This window comes from Streptomyces sp. NPDC001714 (assembly GCF_042892755.1).
Taxonomy (GTDB): Bacteria; Actinomycetota; Actinomycetes; order Streptomycetales; family Streptomycetaceae; genus Streptomyces.
Genome location: NZ_JBIAUL010000003.1, coordinates 515,227 through 529,337 on the forward strand (window position 1 = coordinate 515,227; position 14,111 = coordinate 529,337).

17 protein-coding genes and 2 tRNA genes are annotated in these 14,111 nt (G+C 69.9%); 4 read left to right on the plus strand and 15 right to left on the minus strand.

The annotated features are described in order from the left end of the window. Positions 1 to 56: 56 nt before the first annotated feature. The gene (locus ACFY0P_RS11020) at positions 57 to 470 is read right to left on the minus strand and encodes an SSI family serine proteinase inhibitor (protein ID WP_388909768.1); all 414 of its coding nucleotides are present in this window, start codon (positions 468 to 470) and stop codon (positions 57 to 59) included. A 168-nt stretch (positions 471 to 638) separates the two neighbouring features. On the opposite strand from ACFY0P_RS11020, the gene ACFY0P_RS11025 reads away from it, so the two are divergent. Together ACFY0P_RS11025 and ACFY0P_RS11030 are read left to right on the plus strand one after the other, a co-directional pair. Then, positions 639 to 729, plus strand: a tRNA-Ser gene (locus ACFY0P_RS11025). Positions 730 to 1,007: 278 nt separating this feature from the next. Next, positions 1,008 to 1,080, plus strand: a tRNA-Arg gene (locus tag ACFY0P_RS11030). Positions 1,081 to 1,160: 80 nt separating this feature from the next. Here the strand turns inward: ACFY0P_RS11030 and ACFY0P_RS11035 are convergent. The 14 genes from ACFY0P_RS11035 to ACFY0P_RS11100 form a co-directional block, all read right to left on the minus strand. Next, positions 1,161 to 2,444 carry a tyrosine-type recombinase/integrase gene (locus ACFY0P_RS11035; RefSeq protein ID WP_388909770.1) on the minus strand — a complete coding sequence of 428 codons (1,284 nt, stop codon included), beginning with the start codon at positions 2,442 to 2,444 and terminating at the stop codon, positions 1,161 to 1,163. After that, a complete protein-coding gene (locus tag ACFY0P_RS11040; protein ID WP_388909773.1) occupies positions 2,444 to 2,641 on the minus strand; it encodes a helix-turn-helix domain-containing protein in 198 nt (65 codons plus the stop codon). Before ACFY0P_RS11040 ends, ACFY0P_RS11035 begins: the two co-directional genes overlap by 1 nt. A 478-nt stretch (positions 2,642 to 3,119) precedes the next feature. Next, positions 3,120 to 4,592 carry an ATP-binding protein gene (locus tag ACFY0P_RS11045; RefSeq protein WP_388910110.1) on the minus strand — a complete coding sequence of 491 codons (1,473 nt, stop codon included), beginning with the start codon at positions 4,590 to 4,592 and terminating at the stop codon, positions 3,120 to 3,122. A 2-nt stretch (positions 4,593 to 4,594) separates the two neighbouring features. After that, positions 4,595 to 5,434, minus strand: a complete 840-nt coding sequence (locus ACFY0P_RS11050; protein WP_388909776.1) for a DNA primase — start codon at positions 5,432 to 5,434, stop codon at positions 4,595 to 4,597. Further along, positions 5,431 to 6,504: a DNA cytosine methyltransferase gene (locus tag ACFY0P_RS11055; protein ID WP_388909778.1), complete on the minus strand. Its 1,074-nt coding sequence runs from the start codon at positions 6,502 to 6,504 to the stop codon at positions 5,431 to 5,433. The genes ACFY0P_RS11050 and ACFY0P_RS11055 overlap by 4 nt, the downstream gene beginning before the upstream one ends. Positions 6,505 to 6,589: 85 nt before the next feature. Then, the gene (locus tag ACFY0P_RS11060) at positions 6,590 to 6,853 is read right to left on the minus strand and encodes a hypothetical protein (RefSeq protein ID WP_388909781.1); all 264 of its coding nucleotides are present in this window, start codon (positions 6,851 to 6,853) and stop codon (positions 6,590 to 6,592) included. 17 nt (positions 6,854 to 6,870) lie between these two features. Then, the gene (locus ACFY0P_RS11065) at positions 6,871 to 7,374 is read right to left on the minus strand and encodes a hypothetical protein (protein WP_388909784.1); all 504 of its coding nucleotides are present in this window, start codon (positions 7,372 to 7,374) and stop codon (positions 6,871 to 6,873) included. 204 nt (positions 7,375 to 7,578) lie between these two features. Then, positions 7,579 to 9,705, minus strand: coding sequence for an FtsK/SpoIIIE domain-containing protein (locus tag ACFY0P_RS11070; protein WP_388909787.1), 2,127 nt, complete (start codon positions 9,703 to 9,705; stop codon positions 7,579 to 7,581). Further along, entirely contained in the window at positions 9,702 to 10,037 is a 336-nt protein-coding gene (locus ACFY0P_RS11075; RefSeq protein ID WP_388909790.1) for a hypothetical protein, read from the minus strand. The genes ACFY0P_RS11070 and ACFY0P_RS11075 overlap by 4 nt, the downstream gene beginning before the upstream one ends. 2 nt (positions 10,038 to 10,039) lie before the next feature. Then, positions 10,040 to 10,360, minus strand: coding sequence for a hypothetical protein (locus ACFY0P_RS11080; RefSeq protein WP_388909793.1), 321 nt, complete (start codon positions 10,358 to 10,360; stop codon positions 10,040 to 10,042). 1 nt (position 10,361) lies between these two features. Beyond that, the gene (locus tag ACFY0P_RS11085; RefSeq protein WP_388909796.1) at positions 10,362 to 10,709 is read right to left on the minus strand and encodes an RRQRL motif-containing zinc-binding protein; all 348 of its coding nucleotides are present in this window, start codon (positions 10,707 to 10,709) and stop codon (positions 10,362 to 10,364) included. Then, positions 10,709 to 11,581, minus strand: coding sequence for a protein spdB (locus ACFY0P_RS11090; protein WP_388909799.1), 873 nt, complete (start codon positions 11,579 to 11,581; stop codon positions 10,709 to 10,711). The genes ACFY0P_RS11085 and ACFY0P_RS11090 overlap by 1 nt, the downstream gene beginning before the upstream one ends. Continuing rightward, positions 11,578 to 12,027 carry a Pycsar system effector family protein gene (locus tag ACFY0P_RS11095; protein ID WP_388909802.1) on the minus strand — a complete coding sequence of 150 codons (450 nt, stop codon included), beginning with the start codon at positions 12,025 to 12,027 and terminating at the stop codon, positions 11,578 to 11,580. The genes ACFY0P_RS11090 and ACFY0P_RS11095 overlap by 4 nt, the downstream gene beginning before the upstream one ends. Beyond that, entirely contained in the window at positions 12,024 to 12,293 is a 270-nt protein-coding gene (locus tag ACFY0P_RS11100) for a DUF6284 family protein (protein ID WP_388909805.1), read from the minus strand. Before ACFY0P_RS11100 ends, ACFY0P_RS11095 begins: the two co-directional genes overlap by 4 nt. 462 nt (positions 12,294 to 12,755) lie before the next feature. Here ACFY0P_RS11100 and ACFY0P_RS11105 point away from each other — a divergent pair, with 462 nt between their 5' ends. Next, entirely contained in the window at positions 12,756 to 13,514 is a 759-nt protein-coding gene (locus ACFY0P_RS11105; RefSeq protein WP_388909808.1) for a GntR family transcriptional regulator, read from the plus strand. Next, the gene (locus ACFY0P_RS11110; protein WP_388909811.1) at positions 13,495 to 14,103 is read left to right on the plus strand and encodes a GNAT family N-acetyltransferase; all 609 of its coding nucleotides are present in this window, start codon (positions 13,495 to 13,497) and stop codon (positions 14,101 to 14,103) included. Before ACFY0P_RS11105 ends, ACFY0P_RS11110 begins: the two co-directional genes overlap by 20 nt. Positions 14,104 to 14,111 lie beyond the last annotated feature (8 nt).

Genomic DNA, 14,111 nt, shown 5'->3' on the forward strand with positions numbered 1-14,111 from the left:
AGCGCGGCCGCGCCCGTGAAACACCTGTGCCGTCCATAGGGGCGGCCGCCTGTCCGTCAGCCGAGGCCGGGCAGCAGGGGCACCATCCGGTCCCAGCGTCCGATCTCGCAGCCGTTGCCGCGGTCGTACGTGGCGTCGACCGGGCGGCCGGCCCAGCTCCCGGTGACATGGGCGGTGGCCGGGCCGCCGTACAGCATGGTGCAGGCGGTGCCCGGGGCGACCGGCGCGAAGGTGTCCCGGCCCCAGCGGGTGTTCTGGTCAAGCACCCGGCAGGCCCCGCCCACGTCCGGGTGACTGCCGGCGCCGGGGTGACAGGACAGCTCGTACGTCCCGTCCCGCCCGTCCCCGGCGTGGAGCACGGTGACGGTGAGGTGGTCGGCCCCGACGGAGGCCGAGGCGGGCAGGGCGGGGACGGACCCGAGGACGGCGGCGACGGCCCCGAGGGCGCCCCGCACGGCGAAGTGAGACATACCCTGCCCAACGCGCGGCCCACCCGGACGTTGCGCGGCGCTCCCGCCAGGGGAAGGCCTTTGCCCTGCGGCCCGGCTGCCTAGTACCGTGGGAGCCGATTGGTGACAGCACGCTCGACTGTGTCATCATCTGCACGCACCACTCGCGCTCGCGCGAGCGGATGTGCTGGAGGCGTCGCCTAGTCCGGTCTATGGCGCCGCACTGCTAATGCGGTTTGGGCCTTAAAGCCCATCGAGGGTTCAAATCCCTCCGCCTCCGCATCTGACTCAGGGAGTCCAACCGTTTCGGTCTGGGCTCCCTGATTCGCGTTCACGGCCCCGCCGCCACGACACCCACCCGTCAGCCGGACGGCACACGCGCCCTCCCGCCCCCCGGTCCGCCACCGCTCCCCGAACCCACCCGATACGGCGTTTCCGCAGCTCACAAGGGGTGCGCCTAACGGATTTCACATGGCGGCGGCAGTCATGTAATGTTCTTCCTGTCGCCGCGAGCGGGCCGGAAGGGCCGGGAGCGAGGACAGGAAAACAAAACAACAAGCACTCGTAGCTTAACGGATAGAGCATCTGACTACGGATCAGAAGGTTGCAGGTTCGAATCCTGCCGAGTGCACACAGGTCAAAGGCCCCCTGGGATTGTTCCAGGGGGCCTTTGACATCAACCGCTGACATCAACGCGGGTGAAAGTGCCGATCACTCCTCGGTGCCCGGCTCCTGCTCTTCGGGTGAATCTTCCTTCGGCTCATCCAGTCCAAGAGCGTCGTCCATCCGATCGGCGGCGGCCCGGAGCGTCGTGTTCATGACGTGGGCGTAGGTGTCGAGCGTCATGGTGATGGTGCTGTGCCCGAGTGTTTCCATGATCGTGCGAGCGTCTGCGCCCTGGGCGAGCAGCAGCGAGGCGCACGTGTGCCGGAGGTCGTGCACGCGTACGCGCGGCACGCCGGCGTCCCGGCACAGGATGGTCAGCATTCGGTTCAGACTGCGGGGGTCCGTGACGCGGCCGGTTGTCGTGGTGAAGATCAGTCCGGCGGGCTGGCCCGGTACGGGCTGCCACTTCTTCCCCGCGACCTTGCGTTCCTGCTCCTGCTGCGCCTGGTGCTGGACGAGTGCCCGCACGCAGGCCTTCGGGAGCGACACCTTGCGGATCGATCGAGTCGTCTTGGGGGTGCCGAAGATCAGCTCACGCCGGATTCGTTGCACGTTCCTGTGGACGCGGACTTGGCCGTTCTTCAGGTCGATGTCCTCCCAGGTGAGTGCGAGAGCTTCGCCGCGTCGCAGGCCTGTGGACACGAGCAGCAACCACAGGGCGTAGAGACGGTGGGGGCGGGCGGTCTTGAGCAACAGGCGGACTTCGGCGCCGTCCAGCGGACGTACCTCCTTCGGGGTGACGGTCGGGGTCTCTACGATCCGGGCGACGTTCCGTGCGATCAGTTCCTCGCGCATCGCTTGCTGGAGCGCGGACCGCAGAACGGCATGGACGTACTGAACGGTGCGGGCCGACGGGCGGCGCTCGCAGCAACGCCCCACCGCGCAGCAAGAGCGCTTCTCCTCCGGGCGTTCCTGGTCCGCGCCCCGGAGGCAGCACAGGCACGAGACCTTGAACTCCGACAGGAACCGGCGCACGTCCGCCGGCGACAACCGGTTCAGGCGCTTCTTTCCGAGTGCGGGCCGGATGTACAGACGGGTCAGACCCTCGTAGCTGTTGAGCGTGGACGGCTTGAGCCGCCCCGACGCGATGGCAGCGAGCCAGTAGGTCAGGTAGTCGCCGAACGCCATCGTGGACTCTGCCGCCGGGATGCCCCGACGGGTCTTCTCCTGCAACTCCGTGAGCTTGTCGGCGACCTCTCGCCGCGTCTGGCCGTAGACGAACTTCCGGGTGCGGGTCCCGTCGGGGCGGTAGACGTAGGCGGCGGCCTGGTACCGACCGTCCGAACGGCTCGTGATCGTTCCTTCACCGTTGGCGCGGCGCTTGGGCATCAGTCGGTCTCCTCAATGCGGGTCTGCATGTACCGGCGTACGGCGTCGACCGGGACGCGGCGGGCGCGCCCGGACGTGAAGCTTTCGAGTTGCTTGGAGCGGATGAGGTCGTAGACCTTGCTGCGGCTGAGGCGCAGCGCGGACATGACTTCGGGGACCTTGAACGCCTCGGGACTCGGGGGCATGGCGGTGGTCATGCGGAGATCTCCCTGGGGTGAGGAGAAGCGGGCCGGGGGTTGGTTGGCGCGGGGGCTCCTCAGGAAGGGGCCGACGCGTTTGTCCGAGGTCTGGATTTCTGCGTCACAGCGTCACCTGCGTCACCCAGGCTTCTGACCTGCGGTTTTGGTGTGACGCAGAGCGTCGGGGGTGCGTCACGGGTGACGCAGGCCGTTCGTCACGCGTGACGCAGGTGACGCGGCGTGACGCAGAGACGGGCCGTCTGCGTCACGCGCTTATGCGCAGGTCACTCGCCGTTTTCCAAGATCGTGTGACGCTGTGACGCAGCGTTCCCCTACTTAGGAAAAAAGAGGGGGTGTTTCGGGGTGGTTGGGTGCGCCTCAGGGCGTGAAGAAGGAGCCGCTTCGCGGCACGACCATCGGGCGGCGCAAGCGCCGAACAGCAAGAGGAGCACGCTGGGGCGGTGGTGCTCCTCTTGCTTGAACGGCCGGACGCCGGTCAGAACGCCTGCTGCTCGTGCGGGGGCGCGGCGAGCGTGCGGGTCATCAGGATGTAGCGGCCGTCGCGGTTGCGGCCGGAGTCGATGAGCACGCCTCGCGCCGCGAGGGTCGGCTGTAGCCGCTTGAGCCGGTCGGAGAGCACCTTGCCGGTGGTCGGCCATCCCTTGGGCAGGGGGCGGAAGTCCTCTCCGGTGTAGACGCGGCTGAGGCAGTGCAGCCACTCCGTGGACGTCATCCGCTGCTCCGCCCCCGGCTCGATGCCCGCGGCGTGCTGCAACACGGTCTGTGCCAACAGGTCGCCCTCGATGACGTCGTCGTTGAGGTCGTCCAGGCTGGCCCGGTAGGCGGCGAGCGCACCGAGGCCGGTTGCCGCGTCCAACTGCGCGCACAGGTGGGCGAAGTCCGCCATGCGCAGGTCGGTCGGGGTCTCTGCCTCAGCCGCGCGTACCTTGACGGTCAGGTCCAGGAGGGAGCCGAGGACGATGGGCAGCACCTGCGCGTACTCCGTCCACAGCTCATCCTCGGTGCGCCGCACCCGGGGCCGCTCCAGCCGCAACGGCAGGAGCCGTTCGGCCAGGTCGGGACGGATCACGCCGACATCGATGCCGGTCAGGAGCAGGGGGCGGCGGTAGCCGACGCGGAAGACGTCCCCGTCTGTGAACAGCGCGCGCTTGACGTTCTCGGCCCCGGTCACGATGCAGCACATCGCGTCGGACAGGTCCGGGCTCATGTGGGAGAGGTTGTCCAGCGCGGTCACCCATCCCGCCGCCACGGCCGCAAGGAGGTTCTCCTCATCTTTCGGGGCGCGTCGCAGGTCGCCGGTCATGCCCTCGATGATCCGCACGAGCATCCGGCCCCCGGTGGACTTGCCGGCGCCCTGCGGGCCGGTGAGGAACGGCGCCGGGACGGGCACGGACGGACCGAGGCACCCGACCAGCCACGCGATGGCCAGGCACTCCGTCTCAGCCGTGGCGAAGTTGCACAACCTCAGCAGCAGGTCAATGCCCTTGCCCTCGGTGTTCTTGACCGGCATCGGGAGTTCGCCGGTGAGCTGGGTGCGCCGCCAGCACACCTCACGCGGGTCGGGGACGGCGATGTCCCACCCCGTGGGGTGAATGCGGACGGACTGTCCATCGGCGCGCCCCAGGTCCAGCCACGTCGCGCCGTCGAATCCGGGCGCGACGCGGATGTGTACAGGCTGCACGTCCTCGGTCAGGGCGAGTGCTTCGATCAAGTCGAGTGCCTCCTTGAGCGCGGTTCCGTTGAACACGCCGAACCCGTCTCGGAACAGGCCGACCATGAGTTCCTGGCGGTGGCTGCCGGTGGTGCCCTGGGAGCGGATTGGGCGGGCGACGGGGTGGCCGTTGCGCTGCGCGTACACGGTCCCGTCGGCGGTGCGGAAGTACCGGAAGTGCGCTTGCGCGTAGTCGGTGATGACTTCCCTGGCAGGGTTCTTGTCGTCGTCGGACATGGTCACAGTCCCAACGTGGTCAGGGCGTTGACCCACGCGTCGGTGCAGTGGCGAGAGGATTCGCCCTTGGACTGCGCGGCGGTGAACAGCCGCGCGACATGGGCGTCGGTGAGGCAGCCGCACCGGCCGTGCGTCGACAGCACCGCGAGGAACGTGCGGTACACGGTCGCATGGACGGCGCTGCGGGCCTCGGTGATCCGCTGCACGGCCATGGTGATCCCACGCTCCAGATAGGTGGGCGTGCGGTGCGGGCACTCGCCCCCATGACCCCTCAGAGGCACTGAGAGCGTCTGTGGCGCCCTGTGCGCGGGCGACGGGTCCTTTACTGCCAGCGCGCACACAACGGCCGGGAGGGGCGTCGTGGCGCCCGTGCCGTTTCCGAGCCAACGGGCGTACGCCGCAAGGGACTTGATGTCGACTCCCGGTCGGACGCCGTTCGAGGACGGCATGGTGCCCTGGTAGATCCAGTGCTCGCCCCGCGTCGTGGGCACGGTCCGGGTGGCGGGCAGGGTCTGGCGGGCCCACTGGACGGCGGCGGGGTCGTCCAGGTCGACCACGGTCATCCCGGCACCGCCGGGGTGGTAGGCGACCGTGGCCGCGTGCCGCCATGCCGACGCCCACGGCGGGGAGTTGAGGACGTGCGGGTCGGTGGTGGCGGCGGCCCAGCCGTGGCACGGCAGGGGGCACATGCAGGGGCCGGGGGTCTTCATGTTCGGCCGGCCACCGCACCCGTTGTGTGCGCAGGCCGGGCAGTTCCCGAACGGCAGCTTCCCCCGGCGCAGGGGAAGTGGCGGCACGCCGTCGGCCGCCAGACGCAGCGCGGTGCGCAGGTGCTCGTTCACGCGGCCACCCCCAGAGTCGGTGTGGCCTGGGAGGTGCCCAGCAGGAGGCCGTAGGCGTGGTGGGCCTGCCGGGGGACCACGCCGTTGCCGATGATCATTAGCTGGTTCTTGCGGGGGACGCCGGGGACGGCTGTGACCCAGCCGGCGGGCAGGCCCATCATCCATTCCGCGAACGCCGGCGACAGGCGCCGGTTTCCTCGGGTGCCCGGTTCCGTCGGACACGGCGCCGCACGCCCGGTGACGCGCTCCCAACGACGGATGGCCGGCCCGTAGTCGATGCCGTCCGTGGAGACCCAGTCGGCTTGGCCGGGAAGGCGATTGACCACGAACTCGTTCAGCGGGGGGGAGTTGCGCTCCAGCAGGTTGGAGGCGCCGGACTTCCAGTCCCGCGCGGCCGGTGTGGGCAGCAGGATCACGTTCCCGGCGGGGGCGCCGGCAGCCGGGTGACGGCCGTGCGCAGGTTCAGTCCGCCCTTGCGGTTCGGGCTGGTGCCGGGGCCGCCAGTGCCGTCCGAGCTGGTCGGGGTCGGCATCAGCGGGATGGGCAACTGCGAACCAGCGGTCCCGCTCGTGCGGCGCCCCGACTTCTCCGTCACCAGCGCGTACGCATGTCCACCGCGCGTCATACCCGATCGCGGCCAGGTCCGCGGCGACGACGTCCAGCCCCCGCGAGCGGAGCGCCGCCACGTTTTCCAGGAAGACGAGGCGCGGTCGAACGTGGCCCACAGCCTGAGCGACGTTTTTCCAGATGCGCGACCACTGGCCATTGATCCCGTCCCTTCGTCCGGCGTTGGAGGTGTTGCGGCAGGGGAAACCGGCCCCGATCACGTCCGGTCGGTACATGTCGCGGACCTGGTCCCAGTCCACGGCCGTGATGTCCCCGAGGTTGGGCACGCCGGGGTGGCGTGCGGCGAACACCGTCGCGGCGTGCGGGTCGTTCTCAGCGTAGGCGGCGATACGGCCGCCGATGCGGGCACGGATCGCGGCTTCCAGGCCGCCGTAGCCGGCGCACAGGGCGACGATCGTCGGTGGCGAGCCGGGCACTCGCCGAATGTCGGTCGGTTGCGTCATTCTGGATGTCTCCAGTCGTTGTGAGCGTGCTGGATGACAAGGGCGGCCCCGGACTTTGGCGAGACGGGGGCCGCCCTTGGCGCAGCTAGAACGGGGCCTTGGCGCTGTAGCCGCCGGGCGGGGTGCGGCGCATCCAGCGCGGCAGGGGCAGCAGGGTCAGACGGCGCGCGGTCCAGCACGCGCAGAACTCCCATCCACTGCCCCAGTACTCCCCGGTGTCCGGGTAGCCGTAGTGCTCCACGGTGCCCCCGCGCCCGTTGCAGTCCGGGCAGTCGGGGCGGGGGGTGTCGGTCAGGACCAGGGCGCGGAAGCGGCAGCCGTCGATGACCTTGAGTCGCAGGCGGGGCATGGTCGTTGGGTCTCCTGTCAGCCGTGGTGCTCGTTGCGGGTGCGGGCGATCAGGCCGCGCGTGTGGGTGGTGTTGTTCTCCTGCCGGACCGGGCCCCGGTAGTGGTGGTGGTGCTCGGTGTGGACGGCCTTGAGGGAGCGCAGGGCGGTTCCGATGGCGGCGAAGACGCCGGCGACGGCGGCGATGGGCAGGGTCACGAACAGAACGGACGTGAGGGAGACGGCGGCGAAGCCCTGGCAGGCGAGCCAGACGCCGCACCCGACGCCGACGAACGCGGCTCCGACGCCGATGCCGGCGACGGCGGTCCCGGCGGCCCACGCGGGCACGATCCGCCGGTCCGGCTGCATGACCGGGGGCGTGTCGCCGTAGGCGGGAAGCGGGCTGTCGTCGCGGTAGGAGGTCGGGGTGTCGGGGGCGGGCTTGTAGGCGTCGGCGATGATCCGGGCTGCTTCGGCGGCGGCCACGTCATCGCTCATCCGAACGCCCGACAGGGACGTCTCGGGGGTGGTCTCGGGGAACATGCGGAATCCCTTCCGGTCACGGTTCAGGGAGGAGAAGACACCCCCTGCCGGGGGCGCTGAAACGGGGGTTTCGGGGGCCTGACCTGGGGTGCCTCCCTGCCTCCCTGACTGATCATTCGCACAGGTCAGGGGGAGGGAGGCGGGTCAGGGAGGAGTTCAGGGAGTTCTCCCTGCCTCCCTGACCCGGCACGGGTCGGCTCCCTGTCACTCGGAGGCAGAAGCGGAATCCGTCTCGTCGCGGTCGGCGAGCGCGCGGGCGAGCCGGTCGCGGCCGATGACCATGCGCCCGTCGGACTTGTACGGCTCCGCCCCGGTGCCGTCCAGCACGCGCTTGAGGTCGATGAACGACCAGTTGCCGTAGGCGTCCGGAGCCAGCACGGCGAGCCGCTTGAGGACTTCCTGAGTGAGCACCCGCGCGTCCGTACCGACCACCGCGGCGATGTCTGCGAGCCGGTCGCGTTCCTCGGTGCGGTCGACGGCGCGCAGGGTGGTGATGCCGTCCCGGAGCGCGCGGGCCCGCGAGGCGATGGCTTCGGCCGGCTCGTCGTCGATGAAGTGGGTGCGGACCGTGATGGACGACTGGCCCGTCGGCATGGTGATGCCGTCCGAGGCGACCACCAGCGTGCCCTTATCCAGCCCCTGACGCAGCATGTGCGGGGCCGCGCCGTCCTCGACGGCCTTGTCCCCGAGCGCCATCTTCGCCTGCGACTCGCTGCCCAGCACGAGGGAGGCACGGGTGTGGGCGCCTTCCCGGACCAGCTTGGGAAGGTTCTGGTCGGTGGGGTCCTGGGTGCCCTGCCACATCAGCACGTCCACCGCGCGGCCCTGGTTGTGGATCGTGCGGACGGCCATGAAGTACCGGCTGGTGGCCTTCGCGCCGCCGTAGGGGCGCTTCTGGTCGTCGATGGCCGGGCACATGAACGCCTTCTGCGCTTCGTCGACCAGCACGATCAGCGGCGGGAACACGGCCTTCGGGTCGGTGAGCCGCACCTGGATCCGGCGGTTCATCTCTTCCACCGCGTCCTCGACCATCTCGGTCGCCTGGATCACGTGGTCATCCGACGGGCCCTCGATCAGCACGTCCGCCACTCCCCGGAACATGCTCCAGTCGCCTACGCCCTTGAGGTCGGCGATCCAGAACTGCACGGAGCGGTCCAGGGCCAGCCACAGGGCGATCGCACGCAGGGATGCGGTCTTGCCCTGGTTCGAGCGGCCGGTGACCAGCATGTGGCGCTGGTACACACTCAGCTCTGCCGCGTCGCCGCGCAGGTCCTGACCCCACGGGGCCTTGCCGGTCTTGTAGTTCGCGGTCATGGTCTCGTCGGTGACCAGCGGAGAGGGGCCGATTGGCTCGTCCAGGGCGCCGGAGTCGGCGATCCACAGGCGGACCGTGCGGGCCGCCTCGGGGATCGTGATGAACACCTCGTGCTCGTGCCGGGTCAGGTTCTCCGCGAGCTTCCGGCGGCGCTGCTGCACCTCGTTCGTCGCCACCCCCGACGGGAGCGTGACGTCCACCTCGACACCGCATCCGGCGATCCGGATCGGCCCGAGCATCGACGCGCCGGCGTCGCCCATGTCCTTGATGGCGTTGCGCAGCGCGGGCACTCCGAGGTCGCGCAAGGCCTTGACCACGATGGACGGAGTGATCGGCTCACCCTCGCTCGATCGCTGGTGCTCCGGCATCGACCACGACGGGGCCGCCTTCTGGTGCGCACCGACCGACCACAAGGCGAGCAGGGCCAGGAACGGGGCGATCGTGAGCGCGGGCCCCCACACGATCTGCACGATCCGGATCAGAGTGGCGATGAAGTCGATGGTCGCGGCGAGCGGGGTGATGACGTCCGCCGGCCGCTTCGTGTTGATGGCCATGACGACCCCGAGCACGACCAGGACCCCGACTCCCATACCGGTGCCGACGGCTACGCCCTTGGCCGCTTCCACGGGCGAGTGAAGGAGGTCCATGCGGCGGTGGTGGCGAGCCTGGCGGAAGCGCTGGAGACGCTCCTCCCACTCCTCGGCCACTTCCAGGTTCCCCGCGGCTTCAGCCGCGCGGATCATGCGCTCGTAGCGGGCGCCGGTACGGCCGTCCCAGGTGCGACGGGCCACGATCCGGCCCCCGTTGAACGTGTACAGGCCGTGCCGGGCGACCGCCCGCACCACGGTCTTGGTGTTCTCGTCGGTCGCGGCTGCCTTGACGGCGCGCCCGGAGCGCACCCACAGCGGCAACCGCGGGGCCGGCGCCGGGTCGGGGACGACCGTGAGCACGGTCGGGGCGTTGGCGCCGGTCGGCGGGTCGGTGGGCTTGTGCAGGTTGATGACGTTCTCGGTCACGGCAGGTCTCCAGAACGGGAGGCGAGAGAGGGAAGGTCGCGGGAGCGCGCGCGGTTCTCGGCACGGCTGAGCTGGTCCGGGCGGGTGCGGGGGCCGTCGACCCAGCAGAAGGGGCGGAGCGTGTCGGCGGCGGTGAAGACGCGGATGGCGCTGCCGGCCGGGGCGTCGGGCAACGGGTAGACGCGGGCCCGGTCCAGGCTGGCCAGGAGGCGGGCGCCGTGGTGCTCGCACCCGTCCGCGCCGGCGTTGTGCGCGTCCAGCACGGTCACCACGACCTGACCGACACACGGGGTGGGGTCGTCGGGGTGAGCGGCGGGGCAACGGCGGTCCATGCTCACCACCACCCGGACGACTTCTTGGCGGCCTTGTCGCGCTTGGCCTCGGTGAGCAGGCGGCGCCGCTCGAAGTAAAGGGCGTTCAGTTCCGCGTTCAGCCGGGTCTCTGCGGCCGTGCCGATGGAGTCCATCCGGTCGTCCGCGCTGCCCGTGCTGCGGCCCTTGTAGACGCTGCGGGCGCCACCGGCCATCGCACGGAGCATGTCCCGGCGCTCGCGGCCGGTGAGCGGCCACCACTCGCCCCGGCGGACCGCTTCCAGCTTGTTCGTGGTCTTGCGGATCTCTCGGTCGATACGGCGGATCTCCGAGTTGTTGCCCATGTCAGGCAGTCCCTTCCGTCCTGGTCGGGTCGGGGTAGGCGCACGGCGCGCAGGTGCCGAGCGAAGGAGGGATGACGTATCCGGCGTCACGCCGGCAGGCGGGGCAGACGCGGCGGGCGGCATTGGCCTTGGCGAGCGCCGCCCACCTGGCCGGGGTCATGGGCCGGACCGGCTTGGCCAGGTCGACCCGGTACAGGTAGGCGACCAGCGGGGGCCGCCGGCGGCGGGGGCGTTCGAGCTGCGCCGCCACCCCCTGACCACCGGGACGCAGGTTGCGGGCCCGGAGTTGGCGGCGGGTGGCGTAGCCGTCCGGCGCCAGGTGCCACCGGAATACCGGCAGCGCCGCCATCAGATGACGCGCTTCCAGGCGGCCCTCAGGCGGACCTCGGAGGCGGAGTGGCCGGCGGTGCGGAAGCGGGTGGCCATCTCCCGGTACGACAACGGCGGTTGCTCGCTGGTCCGGATCTCATCGACCAGCGTGTCCAGCGCCGCGTCACTGAGCGCGGGCGCCGGCTCCAGCGCCGCAACCGGCTCCGAGGGGCCCCACACCGGGAGTTCCCACGAGGGTGTGACGTCGGGCGTGACGCGGGCCGTCACGCTGGTCAGGGCCCGTCCGGTGCTCTCGCCCTTACGCGCCGTCTCCAGCGTCGACCACGCCCCGGCAAGGGTTTCGGCGGTCTTGGCCTGGACGCGTGCGACGCGGGCGCCCGCCTCGGTCACGGCCGTCAGCCGCGTCTCCTCGGTCGACGCTTCCGCCCGCAGGCGGGCGCGGGCCACCGCCGCGTCGTCACGGGCTTCCTGCTGAATGCCTCGGATCATGTCCAGCGCGGCCGGGGTGAGCGCGGTCCGCTCCCACAGCCCGTGGACCAGCCACAGAGCCTTCGCGGCGAGCGGCAGCCACGCCACCGCCAGCCACGCCCCCATCGACGCCTCGGCAGTCACCGCGTGGGTGATCAGGACACCGGAGGCGACCGCCCCGAACGACCAGCCCACGGCGGTAACGGCGTTGCTGTGGTCGCCCTGCGCGGCAAGGCGCCGCTCGTAGGCGAGGGTGGCGAGCCATCCGCCGTCGATGCCCAGCCCGACGACCAGGGCGACGTACCAGGGCACGGCCGTACCGAGCCACATCATGACCACGGCCAGGGTGAGCACCATGGACACGGCCGTCATCGCGACCGCCGGCAGCACGGTCAACAAGCGCTTGGCGTTGAGGTGCCTCATGCCGCACCCCCCAGCGTCAGCGCCACGGCGAGCACGAGCAGGGCGCCCCCGGCGCGGGTCAGGTCGACCGCACGACGCAGGCACGTGAACTTGACGACCGCGAGGCGGGACAAGCCCGCGATGTCCGCGGCGAGATCCCGCGACAGGCTCTCGGTGACCTGCTCCGGGGTCAGGGTCGCCCACAGCGGGAATCCGTGACCGCCGTTCAGGTTCGGGCGGACCGAAGTCAGCAGCAGGCTTGCCGCACCGACCAGCAAAGCCATCCCCAGCACGCCGACGACCACGGCCGGCGGGTTGAGGGGGAGGGAGGTACCGATGGTCCAGGCGCCGGCCAGGACCGCGCCCACGAACGCGAGCAGGAGCGCGGTCTTGCTGTCGGTCCGGGCGATCTCGGCCCGCACCTCCGCGTGTGCGTCGGTGAGGCTCTGTCCGGTCGGGGTGCTCATGCGGCACCGCCGGGCACGGTCTCGCCGGCCGTGCGGTTGAGCAGGGCGACCCGGGCGGCGAGCGCCCTGCGCCGGGCCCGGCGGATCCGGCGGGCGTCCAGCTCGGTCGGGGTGCGGTCCAGGGTGATGATCTGCGCGTCCAGCAGGTCGACGTCCGCCAGGATGACGGGCATCTCGTTCTCGATCGCGTCCAGTTCCGCGTCCGTCGGTTCGATCCAGTCGGCGAACGCGGTAACAGCGTCCTGAACAGTCACGATGGGGTTCATAGGGTCTGGTTCCTTCCAGAGAGGAACGGCCCGAACAGCGGCCCCGGTGTTCGAGCACCGGGGCCGCGCGCCGTTGAAGTCGGTGGATCCGGCTCCCCTCAGCGCCGCACGTGCGAGACGTGCAGCGGAGGCAACCGGCGCAGCGGTGAGCTGCGGAAAGGTCGGGTTGCGCTGTACCTCACGCGAGAGATCCCGCGTGGCCGCCTACTTGGCCGAGGAGAGGCGGCGTGATCCCCATTCAGTTGTCAAGGAACGAGCGCTTCCTTCGTACTCACCCCCGTGACCAGGGGCTTTCCTCCGGGCATTACCTGTACGGCAGAACCGTACGTGACACCCCGTCCGACTTGTCTGGAGGAGTGCCTGGGCAAAAGATTGCACCGGATGAGCTTGGAGAGTCAAGCCCCCTGGTCTAACTTGTACGGAGGAGTCGGAGGAGGAGATCCGTTGCCGGTGCGACGCGGTATGACCAAGTCACAGGAAATCGCCTATGACCTGCGTGAAAAGATCCTGTCGGGGGCGTTGGCGGGGGGTGATGCGCTCCCGAGCGAAACGCAGATGATGAGCCAGTACGGCTACAGCCGCGAGACCGTTCGCGCCGGCGTGCGCCAACTCGTTGAGGAAGGGCTGGTCGTCACGGGCCAGGGTCAGGGGAAGTACGTCCGTGAGGACTACCCCCCTGTCGTGTGGAACTGGACGACGCTGGAGAGTCGGAGTCGGCACGCGAACGCGGTTGAAGGACGGACCGCCGGTGACCAGTGGGCGAGCGCCATTTCGGAGAACGGGAACGCCCCCCGGCAGGACATCAGTGTTTCGATCGTTGTACCTCCGCCCCACGTCCGCGAGCGCCTTGAACTACCTGCCGACGGGCTGGCCGTGGCACGCAAGCGCGTCCGGTTCATAGACAACCGGCCTTACGCCCTTGCTGACTCGTACTTCCCTCAGGAACTCGTCAGCGGTACACCCCTCATGGAGCCCCGAGACGTCTCCGCACCTGGCGGCATCCTGGCCTCCGTTGGGCTCGTCCAGACCAAGTACGTGGACGAGATCTCAGTGCGCATGCCGACTCGCCAGGAGGCTGAACTACTTGCTCTACCTGCGGCAACACCGATCGCAGAGCACACCCGAACGGGCTATGACGCGGATGGTCGGCCCCTCCGCTGCATGGTCACAATCCTCCCCGGAGACAGGCACAAGATCCTCTATGAAGTCGGCACAGACTGAGTACCTCCGCCCCGCAGCGGCGAAGGATGTCCCCGCCCTCTTGACTCTGCGAACAGAGGCTGAGGGGTGGTTGCGCACCAAAGGCACGGATCAGTGGAGCGACCCGGAAACGGGCGAACGGGCCATCGGCAAATGGCGCGCCAGCATAGATGAGGGGCGCGCGTGGGTCGTGGTCGACCAGGGTGAACGGGTGCTCGCGACAGTCAGTCGCGGCCCAGTTGACCGGGACTTCTGGACAGACGCGGATCACCCCGAATCAGCGCTCTATCTGTACAAGCTGATCGTTGCCCGTGAAGCGTCTGGCCAGCACCTTGGCACGCGCGTCATCGACTGGATGTCCCGGCTGGCAGCGCTTGAGGGACGTTCTTGGGTGCGCATCGACACCTGGCGGACGAATACCGGGCTGCACGCCTACTACGAGCGGTTGGGGTTCAAGCACGTGCGTACCGAGGCGCCGGCGCACAGGCTCTCAGGGTGGCTTGCCCAACGCCCGGCAGGAGAGTTGGCCATGCCGGAAGACCTCTTGCCGGTGGGCGCCGATAGCGCACGCGTCGAAGTGCCGACTCAAGTGGGCCGAACTGCGACGTGACCAGGGGA